The following is a 22360-nucleotide window of genomic DNA, read 5'->3' as shown; positions in this document are numbered from 1 at the left end:
GAGAACGAGACGGTAACTGTTTTGCGATAGATGCCGCAAACGGTGCAATTGCAGGGTACTCGATATGTCACTGATCGTTATTTACGAAGGAATTGAAGACCAAGAAGGCGTCTATACAGTGCTCATTGGTGGCCAGGTTCACCTGAAAGGTCCTGGCCTTTCTGGCAAAATTGCTGGGCTGTTGGCTTTGGATAGATACAAGGATTCCGCCACACCCAGCGGTGAAGAGCTTTCTAAAGCCACGGATGAATGGAAAGAAAACCTCAAGGATATCGAAAATAAATTTTCGAGTGCTGTGATTCTTACTGAAATCCTCGAAGAAGGCCGAGGACTTTATGTCCAGGTAGATAGGAAAACCTTCTTCAGAGGTGTCAAGCTGCGCGATCTATCGAAGGCTCTTGCACAAATTGAAGCGCCCAGAATGGGTCAGAAGGGTCCCGGACGTTAGTGGACTGAAAGTTTTTAGCATTCTCGATGTTGGATACGCCATACACCCATGGCGCTGAACACTTTAATATGTCCCTGTAGTTGAGCAGGGAGCCAGCGCCATGCGTCTGCTCAAGCATCACCCAAGAAGTCAGAATATATTCTGCGGCTGAGACAATTCTTTGGTGTTCAGTTGAGAGGAGAAGTTCGTCCATTTCAGCGATTCGCTTCAGACGAAGTGCCAAGCCTTTCGTATCACCAGCCACTATGAAGCTTATTACCATGTCTATGTGTAAATTCCACACGCGCTTAAGGTTGCCTTGCCCACTTGACTTCAAGATTTGGGCACAAATTTCCTCCCGAATGACATTCAAATGTTCATAATGCATCAAATTTCCTATCGCGAATGGCCGAGCGGATTTCACTGCGGTGCAACTGATATAGTCAAACAGATTCTCATCGGCGCAAATAGCTGCACTCGCGTTTTTCGCGGCCTTTAGCCTATGATCCCAATCGGGGATTGATTCGGGGTGCGCGATGCTGGAGGTCGACAAAAAACGCGAAGCAACAGCTTCGATCAGGGGCTATTTTTACCAGCTCGACGCTGCCTTGCTTGAAATCTTGAATGCGGGCCTAGACGAAAACGTCGTCATTGAGGGCATTGAAGACTTTGACCGCTACACGGACGAAGGCGTTATTTACAGCCAGGTAAAATACTACGCGGAGCAGAACCTGACAGACTCGGTGCTGCGTGATCCCCTGCATAAGCTCTTTGTTCATTTCCAGGGGCTCGAAGAAGCACAACGCGCAGGCAGAAAATACCTGCTGTACGGGCACTTTGCGGAAGTTAAGATCGATACTGGTGAGCTTTCCGTCGAGCGCTTCAAATCGGTGATGGAATACCGGAAGGAAGTGAAGGCGGCTGACGGTACGAAATCCTACGAAAAGAAGTCCTTACTCGACGACATGGCCGCGCCAGATGGACTTATCGAGGCATTCTGCAAGAGCTTCAAAATACAAATCTCGAAGGAATTTTCTGAACATCGCAACATCGTTATCGAGGAAATACGGAAAAACCAAAATGTCTCCGCGTTTGAGGCCGAAGGCTTTCACTATCCAATGGCCTTCGACTACATTGCCACACTTGCCACGAAAAAAGATCACAACGACCGCAAGACAACCCGTCGTGCCCTGCAGGAACTGCTTAAGGGCACCCAAGCTGTCCATAATCGTTGGCTTCTCCGAGAGAAGGATGCAAGCGAGTACGCGAAGCATATGAAACGCCTCTATTTCTCGCCCACAAACGGCGCAGGAATTGTCCGTGCTTTCATCATTGAATGCGATGCGGCAACAGAGGGTTCGGTCGTTTGCGACCAGCTCAGGGCAATCGGCAACAAGTGGAGTTCGGCTAAGAAGCGCCGCATCCAGAATTCCGAGCGCTACGCGCCATTCATCCTGCTACGCGGCGCGGATGAAAAACTCATCATGCAAGTCAAGAACGAGCTCTTCGATACTGGAACCGTTTTCGTAGACGGTTACCCATATCGCGGATCGCCCTTCCGCAACGATCACGTTCAGAGCCCGCAGACCCAAGAGCACCAGATCGAAATTCGTTTTGTCGACGACGTTGACCAGTTGCTGGAGGCCCTCGATGGGGTGGGACGGAAGTTGTGCCACATCTACGACTTCTTCCTTGAACGCCCTGCAGCCATGGCTCTGCCGGGTCCAAAGAGTCGGATGTATTCGATCCCCGTCAGCAGCATCTCCACAATCACGAAAATTATCTGAGGACGAACAATGACTGAGGAAATCGCCAATGCCGAGGTTGTCGCCGTTTACCCCAACAAGGTTCGAGTGGCCGTCGACGATCTTTTGAACTTCCAGACGGCGGGTGAATCTCTTCGCGTTGGGTCCTTTCTCAAAGTCTCGGACAATGACAACGTTTCCCTCATCTGCATCATCGAAAGCTTTTCAATCGAGATGAAAGAGGTGAAAGGCGACGGTGGCAGTGACTACAAGCGCGTCTATATGATCGATGCGTATCCTCTCGGGACCCTTAAGGACGGAAAGTTCAATCGCGGCGGTGACGAACTGGCCATTCCACCAAAGAAGGTCGTCCCGGCGACGAAAGCGGAAATCGCGGCCATATATGCAGACTGCTATGCGGCTGAAGACCGCTTTTGCTTTTCTTCACTGACGAGGCAACGTGATATCGTCGTACCTGTTCACGGCGACCGGTTCTTCAACAAACATATTGCCGTTGTCGGTGCTTCGGGATCGGGCAAATCGTCGAGCGTGTCGTCAGTTCTGCAGAAGGCGATATCTGCCAAAACTGGCGAATACCAGGGCCTCAACAACTCCCATATCCTGATATTCGATCTTCATTCAGAATATGCCACGGCGTTTCCGAAGGCGAATGTCATCACGGTCGATGACCTCGTCCTGCCATATTGGCTTCTCAACGAAGACGAGATGGAGGACATGTTCCTGGAGTCAGGGGACAACAACAACTACAATCAGGAGGCATTGCTCCGGCAGGTTGTCACCATCGCAAAAAAGATCAGTAATCCCGAGGTAGAGAAGGTCAATTTCGACAGCCCGCTTCCATATGAGATCGATCACGTCGCAAATGCCTTCAGAAATCTCACCAGAGAGACAAAGAACGCTGACAATTCTTTGCTGATAAAGTTTAAGGATAACACGGAAATCGATTTCCCTGACGTCGATGCCCAGATCGAGCACTACTGCATGGAATTGCGCGAATTCGCGCCGACCAAACGTAGTGAGATTAATAAAGGGCCATATGCCGACGGTACTATCGACAAGTTCGAACGACGGGTCAGATCAAAAATTGCGAACACGCGGCTTGGGTTCATTTTCGGTGAAAAGGCAAAGAAGGCCTCATTGGAGGACGTGCTCAGGCAGTTCACTGGCTACAATGACGCGGGCGAGACCAATGTCACGATTATCGACCTCAGCGGCATCCCCTTTGAACTGCTCAGCATTACCGTTTCCCTGATCTCCCGTCTAATGTTCGATTTTTGCTATTATGCCCGGCGCGTTGAAAGCAAAACAGAGCAACCGTTCCTCATGGTGTATGAGGAAGTACACAAATACGCACCAAAGAGCGGTCTTGCCCGCTACAAGGCTTCCCTGGCTGCAATCGAACGCATTGCCAAAGAAGGCCGAAAGTACGGCATCAGCCTCCTGATTTCGAGCCAGCGACCTTCTGAAATTTCAGAGACTATTTTTTCGCAATGCTCCAACTTCCTGGCAATGCGTCTTACCAATCCCGATGATCAAAGCTATGTCCGCCGACTATTGCCGGATACCCTTGGCAATCTCACCGAGGGCATGCCTGCGCTTGAGCAAGGGGAAGCGCTTCTCATCGGGGACGCCGTCATCATGCCGTGCGTCGTGTATGTGGAGAAATGCGATCCCGAACCCTCGTCCAGTGACGTGAAATACCTGACGCTTTGGAAGGAGGAATGGAAGAAGATCGATTTCAAAAAGCGGGCCGACAATTGGCGTGGATGAGGGCTGAGATCGTCAGTTTTGACACAGGGACTGGCCCTATGAGGCTGATAGCCGCTCTTGTCATGTCAAATGTATCCGCGAGCGAGCGCCCAGTTGGGCCATTATCATCATAGCTCAAGTGGGCCAAACTTCTGTGGCCTATCTCGGAGTTTGGTCCTTGGCTAGCAAGTCGGCCTCAGCTTTCAGCTGTCTCGTCGCGTTTCTTGCACTATTGATCAAACCAATCGTTGCCGATCCGTTGTCTGGGGTTCACCCCGAACTTCCTCCAGGACGCGAGTTGATGATATTGCTCGATGCCCTTGTCAGGGGATCATCTACGCTTCCAAGTGTCTGAACAACCCTCGCCAGAAACTCGCGACTTCGTCTTTTTGAGCCATGGTCGGCCAGATAGCTCATCTTTGGTGTCAATTGCCACTCTTCATGAATATCCAATAGCCGGACGGTGCCTGCCCGATAGTGAGGGTACTCAAGGGGACAGCTGAAGCAGCAATAGGGTGGGCATCTGACATCAAGCAGCCTTGCGTAGGTCTGCGATTTTCTGAAATTCCGACAAGATATCCGGATGAAATTGAGCCAGATAGCGCACGACCCGTACGCTTCCTAGCAATCGTGTCAGGTAACCGGTGGCAAGGACGAGGTCGAGATGATCAGCTCCGTAGTCCTGTTCAATGGTCTTGAATTCCCGATCAAGGATTGCGGCCTCATGCTCCATGAGGGCGATCTGTTCTTCGCTTAGGCCGCCGATCTTCTTTTTGGGGCGGACGAGCATCGCGTCAGGTGTTGCCGCTACGAGCGATTGTGCGTACGAGACGGTGAACTTGTTCATCGCGATCATCAACTGCGCCGCCTCGATCTGACGCATCGGCTTCATTTTTTTCAATTGGCCAATTGTATTGAGGGGGACGTGCTTCTCCTTGAGCATCTCAACCGCTTCATTGCACATGCCTTCGAGCAGACTCTTCTTGTGCCGAATGCTGGAAATATTTACGTTCAGTGCGCGTGCTAGGCGCTCTTCTGGCACACCCTTTTCGATGGCCTTCAGGATCATTTTGTGTTCTTGGATCGTAGCCAAACGGCTTATTCGCCGATTATAGGTGTAGGCTTCATCTTCAGTGGCAACCAAACAGACCACTTCTATTTCGCCTCTTTTTGCGAGTACGTCCAATCGGATGTGCCCGTCCAGGAGATGGAACTTGTCGGACTCGCTGCGATCTCGGATGACGACCGGCGGCTCGATAATACCGACCTCAGCAATTGAGGCTGCAATTTGGGAATACTTTACCGATTTCAGCACAGAGACGGAGAGTTGCTTCAGTGGCAGAATTTCGGCAATCGGAATCCGGAGGCTGGTGCTCTCAAATGATAGGGGAACGGAGGCATCGCCACGAGAGGCTGTCATGGCGTTGATCCTCTCTGACCTTCGAGTCTCGAAACAAGCGCCGCTGGCAGCGAGATCAAACCCTCCTCAGCCAACACGTCGGAGAATTGCCTATCGGCTAAGAGCTTTCGAACAGCTTCGGTGATGAAAGTAAGACGCGCCTTGGCAGTTTCGGCCCGGCGTATCAGAATCCGCTTGCGATCAACATCTTCTTGAAATGCTTTTAACAAAGCGTCTGATGATAGAGGTCGGGACTTCGCTTTGATGCTGTATTTCAACCCCTTACCCTGTTGTCGTCGCTGTTCGACAATCCGCTTGGCAGCCATCAGCTTTTTGCCGCGCAGGAGCTTCTTCTCATATGCGGACTGAAGAGCAGCTTGAATGTCCTGGTCGTCAGCTTCGGCGATTTCCACCGCGACGCTGAAGGGGATTTGTCCCGTTTCAACGGAGCGCAACAGACGCTCTTCTCCATTTTCCAAAAGGCGAACAACCGCGTATACATACTCGCCGGATAGACCTGTCATCCGGGCAATTTCCGGGACACTATGTCCTCGACCTTTCATTGCTCCTATGTCTTGAAGGAGATCGATTGCTCTGTGTTGCCGTCGAGCGCAGTTCTCAACAATGCTGGCAACCAAACAATCTTCTTTGTTCGCGTTCACGACAAGGGCCGGAACTTCTTGCTGTCCCAACGCCTTGAAGGCTTCGAGCCGTCCCTGTCCGCAGACGAGATCATAGAAAGGTCCGCCTGCTTCCATGCGGCGCGTCACCGTGATGGGACGTTTAAGCCCAACTTGGCCGATGTTCGCGATTATCTCCTTGAAGTGCTTCTTATTCCGAATGCGGGGATTTACGACTGTGATCCGCGCAATGGGGATCATTTCGACCTTCTGAGCGGGAATCGCGGTCATCACGCTACCTCCATCAAAACCCGACGTGCCGCCATCGCATAGAAACGTGAAAGGTCTTCGCAGCGATACGCGTCAAGCGATAAGCCATTGAATTCGCAAAGTCGCAATACAGCCTCGTGCATGTCCAGCAGCGGCAACAGGTAAAAGTCGTACGGCTCGGCGTTGCCTGGTCCCATGCGAACCACCACCGTGATGTCCGGCTTGAGCGCGCTGTCCAATCGCACTTTCCATCGGAGAGACCCTGCAGAGGTCTGAATGCAGCGAACAATGACAACTGAAGCCGTGAATTCTCCGTTGATGGTCAGCAAGTCTGTTTGTATGTCTTGATCAGCCGTGCCGCCTGCTAAACGAAGGCCTTCAAGCACTTCTTTCAGTAGCTTGGGATACATTCTGCGTAGCGCGCGGTTGATCTCAAGGTACTGGTAGTCGTGCTCCGGTACAAAGCCGACCAGCGCATAAGCTCGTAACAAGCTGCCGAACCGATGAGAAAATGAACTGCTGGATGGGCAATCCTCTGTTTCATCTATTATCAGACCAGACAGATAACCTTGCTGTTGGAATATCTCGGCGAGTTTTTGAAGCATGGCCTCGTCCGACAGACGGTCAGACCTTGCGGCGATGATGCCGCGAGCCTGTCGGAAAAGCGCGGGGGAGACGATGCCGGTGAATGCACCGTCAGCGCGTATCCACTCCGTTTCAGGATTCTTTATGTGGGATTGCTTAAGCTTGAATGAGGTGCGGCCCCATACATTGTTTCCGACATATTTTTCGTTGATCAGCACCTGATGGATGGTGCCTCGCGTCCACGGCCGATCCCAGTCGGTCGAGATTCCTTGCCCGTTCAGGAGCGATGCGATTTCCAACTCGCTCCGCCGCTCGGTGACAAACAGGTCGTAAATCGTCTTGACGACCTCAATCTCATTCTTCGGGCCAGGAACGAGAATAACTCTGTCAGTCGCGATACTTTTATGTTCTCCGCGTGTGAGTTCCCCTTTAAAATTGCCATGCTGGTCAATCAACTGGCGACGAAGCCCGTAACCAGGAGCGCCACCTTGCCTGTAGCCAAGGCGGATAAGATTGGCCTGCCCATTAAAGACCTTCACCGATAGCTCTCGGCTGTACTCACCGGCCATCGCGCGCTTGACGGTTTTGATGATCGACGAGCCCATACTGCCGTCATTCTCAAATTGCTCAGCGCAATAATGGACCAGAATTCCGTGCCTCTTGCAGCGCAACTCGACTTCAGCGGCTTCGTCAGGGTCTTGGAAGCGCCCCCATCTGCTAACGTCGTAGACGAGCACTGCTTTGAAACTCGCCTGATCTCCTTCCACATCGGCCAGCAGAGTCTGCAATGCGTCGCGACCGACTAAACGTAACCCGCTTTTTCCTTGGTCAGCATAAGAGCGGACAATCTCGAAGCCATTTCTATCGGCATATCGTTGGATTACCGAAAGCTGGTTATCGGTCGAGTATTTCTGATGTTCAGTAGACATCCGAACATAGGTTGCAGCCGGAGTTCTCGCACCGGGGGTGCCGTCATGGCCTGTTTTTTTGCCCCATTCGATGACCATGAGATGTCAAATATTGCCTCTATGGTGTCCTGAGTGCGCGGAGTATATCCCGAAGAGGAGGGCAAGATGGTTCAGAATAAGGGCACAGATGTTCCGTTCACGGCTGCAGAAATTCGGCGCGAGTATGCTCCGTCAATCTCGCGTGCTTTGAATTTCGAGCTAGGTCAAAGTGGCCGCGCTGCAAAAACCATAATGAAGTGGACCGGGGCCAGTGAGCGGGCCGCAAAATATTGGTTGTCTGGTTCTCGTGGGCCGAACGGCTCACAGCTGATTTTGCTCGCCCGAAATTCTGAGGCTATTCTGCGGGAATTTCTACGCTTGTCCGGACGAGACCTATTTACGGTATCCATTGAACTGGGTGCCGCTGAGGCATCGCTCGCCCGGGCGACGGCGATTGTTCAAGCACTTCGCGCTGACAACAACTTCAATGGCCAGATATGACTAGCCAAATATTCCGATTGGGTGGAGGTGGCGGAAAACAAAGGCGTTTCAGGCCGTTTCACCTTCGTAGTTCTGAATTCGCAGAAATTTCTGCGGAATCAATTTGACCCGCTGCTCAGGCATCCACACAGCAAGGCCCTTAATATGAATGAATTAATTTTGTAGCCGATTATAGATCAAAGATGTCGGCCATGAACCACTGGGAGATCAACTTCTTCAGAGACCGTTCTAGTACCTTCAATCGCCACTGATTTCACCGGTGTAGCGCCGACACCCAAGGCTCGAACGATGGTGATATTGCCGCCGTTTTCACCAAGCTCGGCCCGCAAGGACGAGAATGCATCGCAAAAAGTCGTTTCTGCCGCCCGATCCTGCTCTGCAGTGCGGTTAGCTCCCGGGCGGTCATAGGCGACAGTCCTGATTTGAACGAGGTTCTCCGGGTTTCCGCCAACTTCCACACCATACGTATCCGATGCGCTATTCCTCAAAACGACTTTTCCGTCTCGGACCCATGCTGTCTCCATACCCTCATGAACCTCGTAGCCGAGCTGCGAGAGCCCGGTCAGAAGCGACTTCCGCCTGTAATCGGCCGCCTTGCGGTTTTCCGCTTCAACTAGAACGACCTCAGCTGCGGCAAGCAGATCATTCAGCGCGGCCTGAGTCGCGGGCGTTTCCAAGGCAGACGCGATTGTCGTCGCCGAGGTAAGCGCCGCTAGGTCGCCTGTTGCCCTGAGCCGCGATGTCATGGCGTCGAGCTTCATCATGAGTTTTGCCTTCAGCAGAGCATCGGTTCGCGCAGCTGACGCATCCAGCATAAAGCTATCCCGTACGAGCCTTTTGCGCGCGGGGTTTTCTTCTCTGGAGAGGGCGGCCACTCGCCCGTCGAATGCGCTTGCCGCACTCTGATCGACAGCTCGAAGTTCCTCAACGATGCGTTCCAACGCGATAAGCTCCGGGTCCGCATTGTCCTGCTCTTGCGCACTAAGCCATTCGGACAGTGTCTGGCGGGCTTCGCCTGCACCGAGATCACGGGCGATTTCGATTTGCCGCTCACTCATCCCGCGATCACCGTCAGGAGGAGCGAGGACCGAGAAGGCCTTCGAGATCGCGAACGACAGGTCATCCGAGGAATGCTTCTCCGGCGAATCCAGGACGTCTGATGGCGCGAACCCGCGCTCCCTAAGCTTCGATCCAACGCTATACGCGGTGGCCTCCATCCGGCGACGGGATATCCGGGCCTTCACCGCCGCATCTGCCGCTTTCGTGATACGCCGTTGAATGTCGTCCTCAAGGAACGCGATCTCAGCCGGAACCTGCTTCTGGACCTCCTCGAAGCGGTCGGACGACAACAGTGCACGGATTGCCTCTACCCGTTCGGCGGACGCGGAAGCATCGGCCTCGCCGATAACGTCATTACGCTGGCCGATCTTGAGCCATCGCGTCTGGCACGCCTCCAATGCCGCGATCATCCCCTCGCAGATAGCGATGAGTTCCTCTCGCGTGATGATCTTGACGACCTTTGGCCCACTCATTCGGCTGCCTCCCGACGCAGGGCGGCTTCCACGGCCGCGCGAAGTCTGTGCTTCTCCTCATTCCTGGAATGATACCATCCGTGGCAGGACACCCGGTGAACATGCGGGATTGAACGCGATAGCACTGAAGGTCGCCATATCTCGCGAGCCCTCGCGTTTGCGAGAATGTGGTGGCGCGGCGCGGCGCATTCGATTGCAAGCGCGTATAGACCGGTTATCGGGTCTTCAATCGCAAAGTCCAGCCCGAACGCGCTGCCGTCGCTGACGGAGCTGGCCTTCACACCCAGCTCATCAAGATATTCGGCGACTGAAACAGCAAAACCGTCGAGCGAATCGTCCTCAGCCCGCTGCGCTCCACTCCTCTCCGTGACAAGCCGTCCGAGAAGCCCGCGTCCCGTTTCAAATTCGCCCGCCGACATGGCTCTTGCATATTCGAGGTAGCCTTGCAGGTAGTCACGTGGAATCGATGGGCGTCGTCTGCTGGAAAGCATATCGGACACATCGCCAACGGGAATAGAAGTGATCATTACCACCTTCGAGCGGGCCCGGGTGACAGCGACATTCAAGCGACGTTCGCCGCCCTTCTGGCCGAGAACACCAAAATTGCGGCGGAAGCTGCCTTGCGCGTTTCGGCCGAAGGTGGACGAGAAGATGATAAAGTCCCGTTCGTCACCCTGGACGTTTTCGACGTTCTTGACGAAGAAACCGACGTCCTCGCCTCCTTCGACGCGGTCTCGTTCCTTCGCGAGCATTCCTCCGAACCAGGAATCGCGCTCCGCTTCTTCCTCCAGGGCGTCCTCGATTAGATCAGCCTGCTTTCGATTGAACGTCACGACGCCCACTGTCGGTGTCTTGCCACCCCTGTTCCATATCTCAGCCAGGGTTTCGACGACCTTTTCCGCCTCAGCCTTGTTCGTCTGGTTCTCGTAGACGCCGTCAACGCGGATCACCTCGATTGGCTTGGCGCGCTGGATTTCCTCATCGGGATGGCGAACCGGTACGTTCAATCGGTTGGCGTAGAACGAGGCGTTTGAAAAGCCGATAAGTTCGCGATACGCGGATCGATAGTGAATTTGAAGAGTCGTGGTTGGGAGCACCGATTTCGCGAGCTGCAGAAGGTCCGGACAATCCTTGATCTCGCGGCGGTTCCAGGTTTCGTTAAAGGAATCACGCTCCGCTTCCGAGGCATCGTCTTCGATATCCTCGTCAAATGCATCCGCCTCGTCGTTCTCGACCTTGCTATTGAAGAAGGCGGTCGGCGGCATCTGTTTTTCATCGCCGCTGACTATCATGACCTGGCCACGATACAATGAGGGTAGGGAGTATTCGACAGGCATCTGAGACGCCTCGTCGTAGATGACGATGTCGAACATGCCCTTTCGCAGAGGAAGGACGCGGCTGGCGACATCGGGGTTCATTAGCCAAACCGGGCGAAGCTCCATAAGACCAAGGTCCGTGCCCTTCTCCAGGAACTCACGAAGGCGCTGAGCCCTCTGGCCGCGCAGTCTCGTTATCGGTTCCCACTCCCGTTCAGACGCAATCCTCGAAAAATCGATGCCCTTTGTGAGTAGAGTTCGATTGACGCGCCTCATTTGAACGTCGGCTTCCGCGAGCGATCTGACTTTGTTCTGGATTTCCGTAGATTCATACAGCAGGGAAGGGGTCTCCGTTTCAAGGCGGACCTTCGTCGCGAGAAGGGCTTCTCGCCGAATGATCCGTCGGACATCCTCTTCGAGCTGATGCGCCGGTAGCGACGCGAGCGCATCCGCGACACCACGTAAATGTGCAAAGACCTCCATCGCCTTTGCGGGAATCGCGTTCTGCCGAAGACGGAAGCGTTGGAAGGGTTCAAGCACCGGCAGCGCCTCGGAAATTTTCCCGATTTCGTAGGCGTTAGTGCCATCAAGATTGATGGCGGCCTCACGCTCACCGACCCAGTTGATTTCAAACCACTGTTCGGCATTTGAGAGTGCCGCGTGATTGAATTGTTTGGCCTCATATCGCTCGTAGGCGCGTTCGGCGCTACTCCTCAGGTTCTGATATTCCTGAAGCGATGAGGCCTTCACAACGGCCTCCATCCGCGTCCGGGAGGGAAAGGTCTTGATAGCATCCGAGAGCGATTGGACCTTCCACAGGGCGGTGGCCTTTTGCGCGGCTATCGCCGCCAGCCCAGACGCGGGTATGTTCTCGGTGACAAGTCCATCTTCGCCGATCTCGCGAAGGATATCAGCGAGCGCCAGTCTCTGTGGTCTTAGCCACAGCTCCCACACGGCCGCATCGAAGAACGTTTGAACTTCCCTTGGGTCGAGGTGGAGACCTGAGATTTGGCGTACGAGCGCTCGGGCGCGCGACCAGCGCATGGGGTTAAGGCGTCCAAGGAATGACGGTTTCCTGAGAACCATTTTCGCGAGCAGGATGGTTTCCTCCAGCTCGCGATCTCCCAGGGCGGTCATCGCCGCTGAATACTCCGGCGCGGGAGGTCGGCCCGGTCCGTTCTCGAATTCATTCCGGGCGGAGACAAGTTGTTTCACTATTGCCGTCGCGCGGGATTCGTTCGTTGCGTCGCGGGAGCAAATTCCGTACCACCTGCTCAGCTCCATCCTTTCTTCGGCGTCGAGGTTCTGAAACTCCGCATCGTGATCTGCATACCAACGTTGATACAGTTCAGGCTCATCCATCGGCAACGCACCTTCGGTGCGTCGATAGACAGTCTGCCTCTGATTTTCGGCGTTCCTGAGAGCAGTGAGATCAGCGATGAACGCCTCGACTGTCGCCGCGTCAGGTTGGAATATCTTTAACGGCTGCAGCGCGTTACCTTCGTATCTGGAAGGGAGCCAAAGGCGCGCGTTCTGTCCACAGACGTCCTCCAAGGCATAGACTTCCTCGGCGGTGAGTGGCGCAAGAACACGCCGTAAAGCCGGAACGTCGACTGGTGGCCGATCCCCTTCGACAGAAAGCAATTCACCAAGGACGCCGCGATAGGACAATCCCGACGCGCTGTCCTCGTCATGCATCGCCGAGTGATGGCGGTCGAGATCAGCCTCCAGGCTTTCGATCCTCTGCGCCACCAGCTGCCTATCTCTTCGCCAGGATTGATTGCCGTAGCCAGCGCGGTGAGATTCAATTTGATCACGGACCGCCTTCAGGACGGGTTCCCGATCTTTATTCATATCGGTTATCATGAATATCCGATCTTCGAGGCCTTCTGCCTCCAGCCGCTTTTTCACAACCTCCAGGGCCGCCTGCTTCTGGCAGATCACGAGCAGGCTTTTCTTGCGGCCAATCGCGTCGGCAACCATGTTGACGATGGTCTGACTTTTGCCCGTGCCTGGAGGCCCTTCGATAAGTAGGCCGGGGGCCTGGCGGGCCTCGATGACGGCCGCCTCCTGCGACGGATCGCTTGCCACCGTGAAGAATTTCTCGACTTCTGGAATCCGCTCAGTGGCACGCGTCGGAGGCGGGGCATCCGTCACCTTCAGCGCTGTCTGCAAGGCGGTGGCGTCGAGCGGGCGGCTCTTTAGGTGCCTCAAGTCCTCGACTATCGCCTGACCCATGTAGGCCAGATGGAACAGCGTCGCGGCGCAAGCGACTTTTGGACGGCCCATCTCGGTGTTCACGTCCTTTCCAGGGAGGCCCACCAATCTCCTTCCGATGGGGTCGGCAAGCGCGGCGAACCCGTCCACGACGTCGGCGGTGGTCAAGGTCGCGCGACCCAGGAGATCATTCGTGGCTTCTTGCCAGCGACGTGAAGCTTCCAATCCGATCATGCCCTCAAATGCTGGGTTGAGGCGAACTTCCTCACGTTCCCGGTCGAACGCGATTGTCGCGTGGCCACGATTTCCAACTTCAGGAACGAGCCTGATCGGCCAAAGCAAGATCGGAGCGATTTTAGGCTTTGTCCGGTCGTCGCGGTGGATCAGAAACGGAAAGCCCAGATAGAGGCCGTCGATGCCGGTGTCGCGCTTGTAGAGGAGGGAGTGCTGATGGAGCGCCCTCATGCGCCTTTCAAGGGTTTCCGACGTCATGAAAGCTGCCGGATCGAGGCTTTCGTATCGATCTGTTCGGGCGAGAATGAGGTCGAGCAGGGCGGGGGCGGGACGGCGGACCGTGTCGAGTTCCATGAGATCGACGCGCGGTGTCGTCTTACCGATGGTCATACGGGTAAGCGCGCCGCGCAGGATGCTCCCGGCAATTTTCTTCGAGAAGTAGTCGAGAAGCGTCGAGACATAGGACTGCTTCGGCGGCTCGTGCCACCGTTCTTCAGGGATCGAGAGAAGGACCAGAACCCTGTCCAACGATATGCGGCGATCAAGTCGGAATTGATCCGCCCATTCGTCGACCCGGACGATGCCTGATCGCGCAAACCCCTCCAGCCTCTGGTCGATCATTTTGTGGAGATCGCGCCTCGAACTGGACAGAAACTCTGCCGCGCTGACGCGGTCGAAATCCGGTACGCCCGCGCGCGCCGCCGTCTGTTCCGCCTCGGACAAAATCTCGTCCGCTGACCGGAATTGGCTGACTTCTGCAGCAAGGAGGAGTATGAAATCCTCCTCTGTCGTCTGGCGGCGTTCCAGCAGCGAGTTCAAACCTGGGTGATCGGTGTCTGGAAGCAGCTTCCGCTTTTCGCCCCATAGGGCGGCAAGACGAGCCCTGGAGGTCGAAAGCAAATGAATTTTCAGTTCGTCTTCATTGAGGGCGATTTCGAACTGTTTCGCTCTTGCCCTGACCGCCGCCCCGCGTTGGCGCAGTTTTGAAAGCCACTCCTCGGCACCCAACCTTGCGAGAAATTCCGTGGCCGCGCCAAAGACCAGATGAGTGGCTTCCTCCGGGTGATCAAGGAGCCATCCGGGCGTGATGATGTTGCCCTTCAAGACAAGCGGCATCGATGGGTGAAGAACCTTCAGCGCCAAGGCTAGCCGGAAGTCTTCTGAGATGTCTTCGGTGTGCGAAAGCCTTCTTAAACCGGAAAGTTCGGCGCTTCCGACATTGGCTTCCTCCGCCCACGCGACGAGTGCACCCCGAACAGCTTGAGTTCGTGCTTCGTCCCAGTTAGCGGGTTCCGCTGCGGCCAGTGCGTAAGCGGACGGGCGATGGAATGCCTTCCCGCCGAGTTGGATGCTTGCTTGACTGGTCTCGTCCCCGCTGGATGGGGCGACGGTTGCCTCGGGCGGTAGCGCGACGTCCTCGCCGTCGGCCCAGCGGCGCATCTCATCCCATTGCCATCTCGTGCGATGGTCGCGAGCCAACAGCCCAAGCAGCAGGCGACGCAGCGAAGGGTCGAGATCGAACGGTACATCGACACCATTCGTCAGCACGTTGATCAAGAAGGCCTGTGGATTTACGCCTTCAAAGCAGGAACCGGTCGTGGCGAGTTCGAGGAGAACCATACCGAGGCTCCACCAGTCGGAAGCGGCGGCTACGCCCCCCGCGATGGCTTCAGGAGCCATGTATCGCGTTGTTTCGAGTGGTGCGACGACATCGAGGTCGAAGTCCGACAAACGCGCGGACCCGAACCCGGTGATGACGAGGTCAAGGGGATCGCGTGTTCTGATCAGAACATTTTCCGGCCGCAGATCACGATGACGGAGGCCTGCTTGGGAAAATGACGCGAGTGCTCGACCAAGCTCTATCGCCACGGCTTTGATGCCATCGAAATCGGTTGACGCGATTTTCAGTGCAAGAAGATTTCCACCACCGACATTCTCTCGAACCTCGAATGGACGATCTTGCCAACGGCCGAACTCGATCAGTTTGGGGAGATGGTCCAGTGGCATCGTCGAAAGCGCGTCCTGGACGGCTCGGTCGGGCTCGGAACCGGGGGTATATAATTCGAGCACAGCTTCACGGCCATCATCCCGGTGTCGGGCGATGAATACCTCTCGCACTGAACTCGCATTAGAGAGACGATGTTGAAACTCCCAGGCACCGATCTCAGTCGGTAGCGCGTCCGTGCGAGGACCAGTGTCGGGTTCGGTTGCGATGATCGCTGGTGCGGACACTGAACTTGGCACGACCTCCGCGCCACAAATCATGCAAATTAGATCGCCTTCATCAACGTGATGGCCGTTCGGGCAGGTTCCGGTTGGCGCTTCCTGCACAACCGCTTCGTTACCAGAGACGGGGGACGGTCGCGACAACAGTTCCGTCGAGCCTGCTCCGGGCGGTCGAATTGCGACGCTTGAGAGGTCCCAATTGCAGGTTTGCCCGTCGGCGAGTTGGCCCTCGCAGTAAAATTCGCTGAGCGGACGTTCTGTTTGGCAGTTCGGGCAATATCTGATCATTTTGATGCAGCGATTTTCGAAACGGAACGATCTTGGGTGGTTGTGAAGGTATCGAACGTGTTGAGCAGTCCGGCGAGATTCTTGAAGTCGTGCCGACCAGGAATTCCCGCCATCCAAACCTCGCCTGAATCATCGATCATCAAATCGAAGCGGCGCGCGGAAAAGCCATCACTGTCGGTTTTGAACCGAGCGCGACCCATTGGCGTCAACAAGTGAAGCCGCTGATTGTCGCTGCCACGCAACCCCAGTGTATTCGGCTCATCAATCTCGAACGGATCGGTGATGAGGGCGTCGATCAGTCCATCCATCATGGCCAAGCGAGAATCGAGCGCCTCGCGGGGATGGCCGCTATAGACCAAGATGTCACCCGCGATTCGCTCGCGCAGACCTCGCAATAGCTCAAGGAGAGCCTCAGGTTGATCGAAAGGCTCGCCACCCGAAACAGTGATTCCATCGGCCTTTCGCGCCCAACGAGTGATTGCTTTCAGAACGTCATCGACGGTGGTCCGTCCTCGGCCAGTCGCCCAGGTGTCTGCCGAAATGCAACCGGGACAACGGATCGAGCACCCCTGAAACCAGATGCCGACGCGCCTGCCAGGCCCGAGCGTCGTGATTGGGAAATGAAGTCGCGATATGTCGATGGACGTCATAAGACGCTCCGTTCCTCAACCATGAGATTGATTTTATCGCCTACGACGAGATTGGTGATCTCGAAGGAACCGGATAACTTGCCGGTATCGAAGACCGCGCGGGCCAAGGGATTGGCAAGATAAGCCTCGATCATGTTGCGGATACCGCGCCCGCCATTCGAAAGGTCGGAAAGACATAGATCACGCAAGCTTTCCCGAGCCGCAGTCGAAAGAGTAACATCGAAACCAAGTGCGCGAGTGTCCCAAAGCAGCCGTTCAACCTGCTGATCAAAAATCTGCTCGGCGATATCTCTGCGAATAAAGTCGAAAACGATGATGTTTTCGCCAATACGGTTGAGTATCTCGGGACGGTTGAGAACCAGCTTGAAGTGGTTTTCGATCTCCTGTCGGACCTTCGCGGTCAGTACGTCTCGTTTATCGGCTGGTCCAACATTAGCGACGCGTTGCCCTGTCGCATCAGTCCGGTAGATGCCGAGGTTCGACGTAAATAGAATAATCGCCTCGGAAAAATAGACCCGATCCCCACGTCCCGATGTCAGCACCCCATCATCGAGCACCTGCAGGAACTTATCGAGTATTCGAGGGTGGGCTTTCTCGATCTCGTCAAAAAGAACGACACTGAACGGCCTTTCGCGAATTGCATTGGTCAACTCGCCGCCAGCGTCATATCCCACATATCCAGGAGGCGCTCCGATCAGGCGCTGGTCGGCGTGCTCGGCGCTGAATTCGGACATGTCGAAGCGGATGTAGGCAGATTCATCCCCAAACAGCAAACTCGTTACTGTCTTGGCCAGCTCGGTTTTCCCGACCCCTGTCGGCCCCGCCAGGAATGCCACTCCTCGCGGGCGGCCACTTGCATTCGAGCGGCCGACGCCAGTTACCGCACGCTTTATTATATCCACCAGATGCTGGACGGCGTGGTCCTGCCCCTTGACCCTGTTTCGGACGAAACCTTCCGCAGCAGCAATCTTCGAGCGGTCAATTCTTTTCCAAGGGTCCTCGGTCACGCCGACCTTGTATCGGCGGACAGCGTCAGCGATTTCAGCAACACTGATGCCCTCGCTTCGGCCGAGCTGCGCGATTGAATTGAGATCAGCGAGAAGAAGTCCCTCAGTCAGGTTCACGAACAAGTCAGCCTGGGCGGCCAGCTCGGGACTGCCGCTTGCGGGGGCGTCAGGCAAGGTTCGCAGCATCATCGGCGCAACTGACTTACGAATGATGCTATCGGGAACAGGAATGCTAATGTGCCGGATGCGTGGATTTTCTAGGGTCAGCCAGCCGGGAAGATCGGTCTCGCGATCTGCTACCCAGATAATCGAGTTGTAGAATGGTGCTCGCGTCGGGCCACCGGGACGAGGGCGGGCGGTGTGGGAAGCGATCTGGGCTCTCGTGAACAGACCCTGTTCCGCCGACGAAAGTACATCAAGCCGATTCACCAGCCTAGATGCGAAATCAATAATCAGGGCGGCGGGCGCTTCGTTTGACTGAACGAACGGATCAATAGCGGCGGCGAGAGCGTCGATGCCGTGTCCGCAGGGGTTCTCAGAACCGAGGCCGTGCCTTGTCATCACCTGTGTCAGCTGTTCGGCTGATCCGCCCGACGGCAGGCTGAAGCCTGAGAAGGGGCGAAACGTGACTACGTCACTGTAGCCGACCTCCCGCAGTTCGCTTTCCAAGCAGTTGATGAGGGACAGGGCGGCGACAACGCCATCGCTTACCTCACGTGCCTGGAGATCGCGGACGCAGCCAGTTATGACGAACTGGCTCTTCAATGGAAGAAATCTGCGTAAGTCTCGAATCCATCGCGGCTTTTCAAAATGCACGGTAGTCACTTCATCCCCCAAGATTGCCGGATGTTACGCCCTCTACCGCAAGTTGGCCATAGAGAAGCAGATGTTACGCAGCGGTTCGATTCAGAAATTTGAGTTGCTTGTTGAGGGTAATCGCCGGATGACGGCTAGCTTCGATCTATAGGAATCGACTCGACTCAGTGTTGAACTATGACATGATGCTCTCCTGGGTTGGGGATTACCAATGTGGAAAACTTGGAGAGTGGTGGCTTTCTTGCCACTGTTGCTGGCTAGCTGCGGATCGCTGACAGTTCCCGCCGCAGTAAAGATGGATAGCGGTGAAGCTTTAATCGGAACGACGACGGCTGCGGTATCTGGAGGGACGTTTACCGTTAACAATCCGAGTGGTTCGGTCGGATGCTCTGGCACTTACGACGCGCTCGACACTCGTCCGACACTGTCCGCTCCCTTCCGGTGCTCGGATGGTCGATACGGAACGATAACCGTTCTTCGGTCTCCCGGCGGTCGAGGGGGGTCAGGAACCGTCTTGTTAGCGGACGGTGGACGTGGGCCGGTCGCCTTTGGTGATCAAGCAAGCAGTGTGCTCCAGCCATCGCTGACCGGTACATCGGAATTGGCTTCCCTGGGGGCGGCCGGTGGATTCGGTATGCAGCCGAGTACCGGATCATCTAGCTTGGCCTCGAACTCGTCAGTACCTGTAACCTATTCAACGACCTATCTGCCATCTTACGGCGGTGTGTCCTCGGGGCGTGTTTACACCGGTAATTGTCCGACGCCGGAAAGCCTCGACGCGGCTGGACGTCGTTGCGGCGCACGTAGCGCTGCGTCTCGGCCAGGTGGGTACGATGGATATAGTTCTTGGGCATCGCCACGTTATAGTGGTGGCTCAACGTACGTCCGTGGGCATTATCGAAACGGCCATTATGTGCGCGGACATTACCGGAGGCGGTAAGCAGCCATCCCCCGGCTGCCACGGTCATGATGGCCCGCGAAACTTACCCAACCGTCAAGCGGTCCCGCCAGAGGACCAGGCAGGGGAAACAGAAATTTTCGTAGGAGCGGGCGCAGAAAGAAATCGGACTCAAGCTGGAGCTGTCGTCGCGGACGATTGAACATCGGATCGAGCGACTCAAGGCGGGAGTAGGGGCCAAGAACCTCCAGCACCTCGTTGCGCTTTGGATTTCGAGCAGGCTAAAAGATTGCCGCTGATAGATCGGCGCGCATGGCATAGACTGCTGTATCAAATTTCTCGAATGTCCGCGAAGGGCAGGGGGCTCATTCGAGCATGCCAACTTTCTTCCATCGGATTGTAGATGCCCGGCAGTGGATAACATCGATCAATCAGCTCAAAGTCCCGCACATTCATGGTTGCGATGGGAAGCCGATGAACAAGAGCAAAGGCAGCGATATGCAAGTCCTGCCCGTTACGTGGTTTCTTTGCTTTGGCATGCCCAACAACCAGATTTCTCAGGCGTGGATCAGCGGCAAGGATACCCCACACCTCCGCAACCTCTTTGGTCGTATCCAAGATAGGAAACCCGGCAGACATCACGCGCTGGTACCAGTTACTTAGCTTGACTGCGCGAACAGGGTCCTTTGCCGACGCCTCAGTGATGCCAAGCTGGAACTCCATCAAAACCGCACTGGGCAATTTCAACTCTGCCGCCATCTCAAGAAATCGGACCACTGAGCGATTTGGTCGGTCTCTGCTGACTTCACTCAAAACGCATGTGTCCAAAATATAAGTTTCTGTCATCGCCATCACTCGAACTGTAATGACGCTTCTTTCCGAATTAAACGATCAATCAAACGTTAATATTTTACAAGAACTATAAATATATTACTTTTTATTCCCTATTTACATATCCATCAAAATAATAAATTAGAAATACATATATAAGCCCTCATTTATGTGATTGGTTGCCAAGCATCTCCTCTTGATGTTAACAAATCCGGCATAATCTCCTATAAGCCCGATTACAAAAGCGAGCTGACTGCAAGGAATTCTGATTTGAGAGGGTGGATTTGGCCAACACAATACGACCAGAATTCCTTGAGCTGAGCGAGCAGGATAAGGAATTGAAGCGTTTTTTTGACTTCGTCCGGACCGTTGGAAAGCTGGTGGTCACAGATGGCGCTGACGAGTTCGTCGTCGAATGTCGGCGCGTGACGATTACCCAAGAGGCACGTAAACGTCTGACAGAAGGCGGGCCGGGCGGCTCATAGACGAACGCTTGTTTTGAAGCGCATCGTCACTAGAACGCTCTTTTGGCAATGCAACTTAGGGGAAACCTGGCCCCGTAGCGAGGTGCTCCTTGCTTGCGGCCAGTTACTGCTGGCATTTTATCGACTAATCGATTTCATCATCCGAGCCCCTGATGCGTTTGTACCCTCTCCAAAAAGAAATCGTCCTTTACGAAGAAGGTTTCGGCGAAAACGACTTGTTGCAACGAAAATCGGCTGGAGAGCAGATTTCCGAGCTTTTAGAGCGGGTAGAAGACCCGATAGTCTTAGCCGTCGATGGGCCCTGGGGCAGCGGTAAGTCCTATTTTCTCAAAAGGTGGGTGGGTGCACACCGGACCGAAAATGGCGGTTCGGCTACAACGGTGTACTTCGACGCTTTCGCCAATGACTATTTGGACGACCCTTTGATCAGTTTGACTGGGGCCATCGGCGAACGCCTACCGGCCGAGAAAACCGGGGCAACCTGGAAAAAGGCAAAGAAAATAGCCGTTACTCTCGCTCGTCCTGCTCTGCGAATTGGTGCTGCTGTCACGACTGCGGGGGTTACAGAGATCGCAGGACCTCTCGTTGACGCGGCGATAGAGGCTGGTGGAAAGGAAGCAGAAAAGGCGGCGGAAGCTTTCTGGAAGCGTGAAGACGGCCGGAGAGCCGCCATGCTACAATTTCGATCTGCATTGGGTGAACTAACAAAAGACGGCAATCCGCTCATCATCGTTGTCGACGAACTCGACCGTTGCAGACCGGATTACGCACTCTCCGTCTTGGAGGTGATTAAACACTTCTTTGCGGTAGAGAGAGTTCACTTCGTCTTGGGCGTGAACTTGGACGGTTTGGAACATATCGTCCGAGTTCGGTACGGGGCAGGGGTCGATGCTGCGGACTACTTGAAGCGCTTTGTGTCCCTATCTACGCAGTTGCCGCAGTTGGTCGGCCAGCACTCTAACATGCATGCGACGATAAAATACCTGCAGTCAGCTGGCTCCGAGATGGGGATCGAGCCGAAAGCTATCGAGATTGCCGTTGAGCAAATCGAGCTGGCTATCAACAAGAACAACGTGTCACTCCGCGACGTTGAAAAACTTCTCACGCGCCTCGCACTGTTGCCGCGCAGAAAGGAGTTCGGACAATTCTACTTCGGTTATCAGGTCGTCATCATTTCTCTGGTCCTCTGGCAGGTCCTAAAGCCAGATTTCTTTCACCGGGCAATGAAGCAAACTCTCGAAGTCGGCGAGATCGAGGCTTTTTTTGGGATCAGCAAAAGCATGCTTGACAGCAAAGCGGATCAGTACAACCACGGTGCTTACTTACTGAGCGGGGTCTGGCGTTTCGCGTTGACTGGAACTGCTGAGAAAGAAGAGGACAAATCGAATTTTGCAAAAACCTTCGACACCTTTGGCCGGGCTGTGAAAATCCTGCCGAATATCGAACGAGATTACTTTCGGATTTTTCAGGTGGGTGAGAAGTAGGTCAGCTAACAACTTTAAGACGGGGCGACTGTCATCGTTGGGGACAGGTATCGTCTCGGAGTGACACCATTCCAATGGGCGGTTGATGTGCGCCGTCGACATTTGGGCGCAA

General features: G+C 54.8%; 15 protein-coding genes and 1 pseudogene. 7 read left to right on the top strand and 9 right to left on the bottom strand.

Going from position 1 to position 22360, the window contains the following annotated elements; genetic code table 11:
- Positions 1–64: 64 nt before the first annotated feature.
- The 3 genes from C5L13_RS28700 to herA all read left to right on the top strand — a co-directional run bounded on the left by C5L13_RS28700 (position 65) and on the right by herA (position 3963).
- Positions 65–448, top strand: a complete 384-nt coding sequence (locus C5L13_RS28700) for a hypothetical protein (RefSeq protein ID WP_158693416.1) — start codon at positions 65–67, stop codon at positions 446–448.
- Positions 449–963: 515 nt separating this feature from the next.
- Complete coding sequence (locus tag C5L13_RS08825; protein WP_105382898.1) at positions 964–2214, top strand: DUF4297 family anti-phage-associated protein; 1251 nt, start codon at positions 964–966, stop codon at positions 2212–2214.
- Between the two features lie 9 nt (positions 2215–2223).
- Entirely contained in the window at positions 2224–3963 is a 1740-nt protein-coding gene (herA, locus tag C5L13_RS08820; RefSeq protein WP_105382897.1) for an anti-phage-associated helicase HerA, read from the top strand.
- 508 nt (positions 3964–4471) lie between these two features.
- Here the strand turns inward: herA and C5L13_RS08815 are convergent.
- Genes C5L13_RS08815 through C5L13_RS08805 form a run of 3 tightly spaced genes read right to left on the bottom strand, consistent with a single transcriptional unit; the run spans position 4472 to position 7823 of the window.
- The gene (locus C5L13_RS08815; protein ID WP_105382896.1) at positions 4472–5362 is read right to left on the bottom strand and encodes a plasmid partitioning protein RepB C-terminal domain-containing protein; all 891 of its coding nucleotides are present in this window, start codon (positions 5360–5362) and stop codon (positions 4472–4474) included.
- A complete protein-coding gene (locus C5L13_RS08810; protein WP_105382895.1) occupies positions 5359–6252 on the bottom strand; it encodes a plasmid partitioning protein RepB C-terminal domain-containing protein in 894 nt (297 codons plus the stop codon). Before C5L13_RS08810 ends, C5L13_RS08815 begins: the two co-directional genes overlap by 4 nt.
- Positions 6252–7823 (bottom strand): recombinase family protein, encoded by a 1572-nt coding sequence (locus tag C5L13_RS08805; RefSeq protein ID WP_105382894.1) that lies wholly within the window; start codon positions 7821–7823, stop codon positions 6252–6254. Before C5L13_RS08805 ends, C5L13_RS08810 begins: the two co-directional genes overlap by 1 nt.
- Before the next feature lie 66 nt (positions 7824–7889).
- Here C5L13_RS08805 and C5L13_RS08800 point away from each other — a divergent pair, with 66 nt between their 5' ends.
- Positions 7890–8264, top strand: a complete 375-nt coding sequence (locus C5L13_RS08800; RefSeq protein ID WP_105382893.1) for a hypothetical protein — start codon at positions 7890–7892, stop codon at positions 8262–8264.
- Between the two features lie 176 nt (positions 8265–8440).
- Here the strand turns inward: C5L13_RS08800 and C5L13_RS08795 are convergent, their stop codons facing one another.
- Positions 8441–9733, bottom strand: a complete 1293-nt coding sequence (locus tag C5L13_RS08795) for a hypothetical protein (protein ID WP_158693415.1) — start codon at positions 9731–9733, stop codon at positions 8441–8443.
- Positions 9734–9792: 59 nt separating this feature from the next.
- Positions 9793–13794, bottom strand: coding sequence for an AAA domain-containing protein (locus C5L13_RS08790; RefSeq protein ID WP_245571194.1), 4002 nt, complete (start codon positions 13792–13794; stop codon positions 9793–9795).
- Here C5L13_RS08790 and C5L13_RS29235 point away from each other — a divergent pair.
- Positions 13780–14151 carry a hypothetical protein gene (locus C5L13_RS29235; protein ID WP_245571208.1) on the top strand — a complete coding sequence of 124 codons (372 nt, stop codon included), beginning with the start codon at positions 13780–13782 and terminating at the stop codon, positions 14149–14151. The two genes, C5L13_RS08790 and C5L13_RS29235, sit on opposite strands and share 15 nt — an antisense overlap.
- Before the next feature lie 909 nt (positions 14152–15060).
- Here C5L13_RS29235 and C5L13_RS29230 read toward each other — a convergent pair.
- The 4 genes and pseudogenes from C5L13_RS29230 to C5L13_RS08775 form a co-directional block, all read right to left on the bottom strand.
- Positions 15061–15570: pseudogene (locus C5L13_RS29230) on the bottom strand (protein kinase domain-containing protein); the annotation flags it as partial.
- A 503-nt stretch (positions 15571–16073) separates the two neighbouring features.
- On the bottom strand, positions 16074–16727 hold the full coding sequence (locus C5L13_RS08785) for a 4Fe-4S cluster-binding domain-containing protein (RefSeq protein WP_105382890.1): 654 nt from the start codon (positions 16725–16727) through the stop codon (positions 16074–16076).
- Positions 16724–18559, bottom strand: coding sequence for an AAA family ATPase (locus C5L13_RS08780; RefSeq protein WP_105383136.1), 1836 nt, complete (start codon positions 18557–18559; stop codon positions 16724–16726). The genes C5L13_RS08785 and C5L13_RS08780 overlap by 4 nt, the downstream gene beginning before the upstream one ends.
- Positions 18560–19778: 1219 nt before the next feature.
- On the bottom strand, positions 19779–20300 hold the full coding sequence (locus C5L13_RS08775) for a PIN domain-containing protein (RefSeq protein WP_105382889.1): 522 nt from the start codon (positions 20298–20300) through the stop codon (positions 19779–19781).
- Positions 20301–20563: 263 nt separating this feature from the next.
- On the opposite strand from C5L13_RS08775, the gene C5L13_RS08770 reads away from it, so the two are divergent.
- Both C5L13_RS08770 and C5L13_RS08765 read left to right on the top strand, forming a co-directional pair.
- On the top strand, positions 20564–20764 hold the full coding sequence (locus tag C5L13_RS08770; protein WP_105382888.1) for a hypothetical protein: 201 nt from the start codon (positions 20564–20566) through the stop codon (positions 20762–20764).
- A 152-nt stretch (positions 20765–20916) separates the two neighbouring features.
- Positions 20917–22248, top strand: coding sequence for a KAP family P-loop NTPase fold protein (locus tag C5L13_RS08765; RefSeq protein ID WP_105382887.1), 1332 nt, complete (start codon positions 20917–20919; stop codon positions 22246–22248).
- Positions 22249–22360 lie beyond the last annotated feature (112 nt).

This window comes from Neorhizobium alkalisoli, assembly GCF_002968635.1.
Classification (GTDB): Bacteria; Pseudomonadota; Alphaproteobacteria; order Rhizobiales; family Rhizobiaceae; genus Neorhizobium; species Neorhizobium alkalisoli.
This window is presented reverse-complemented; position numbering and strand designations above follow the sequence as displayed.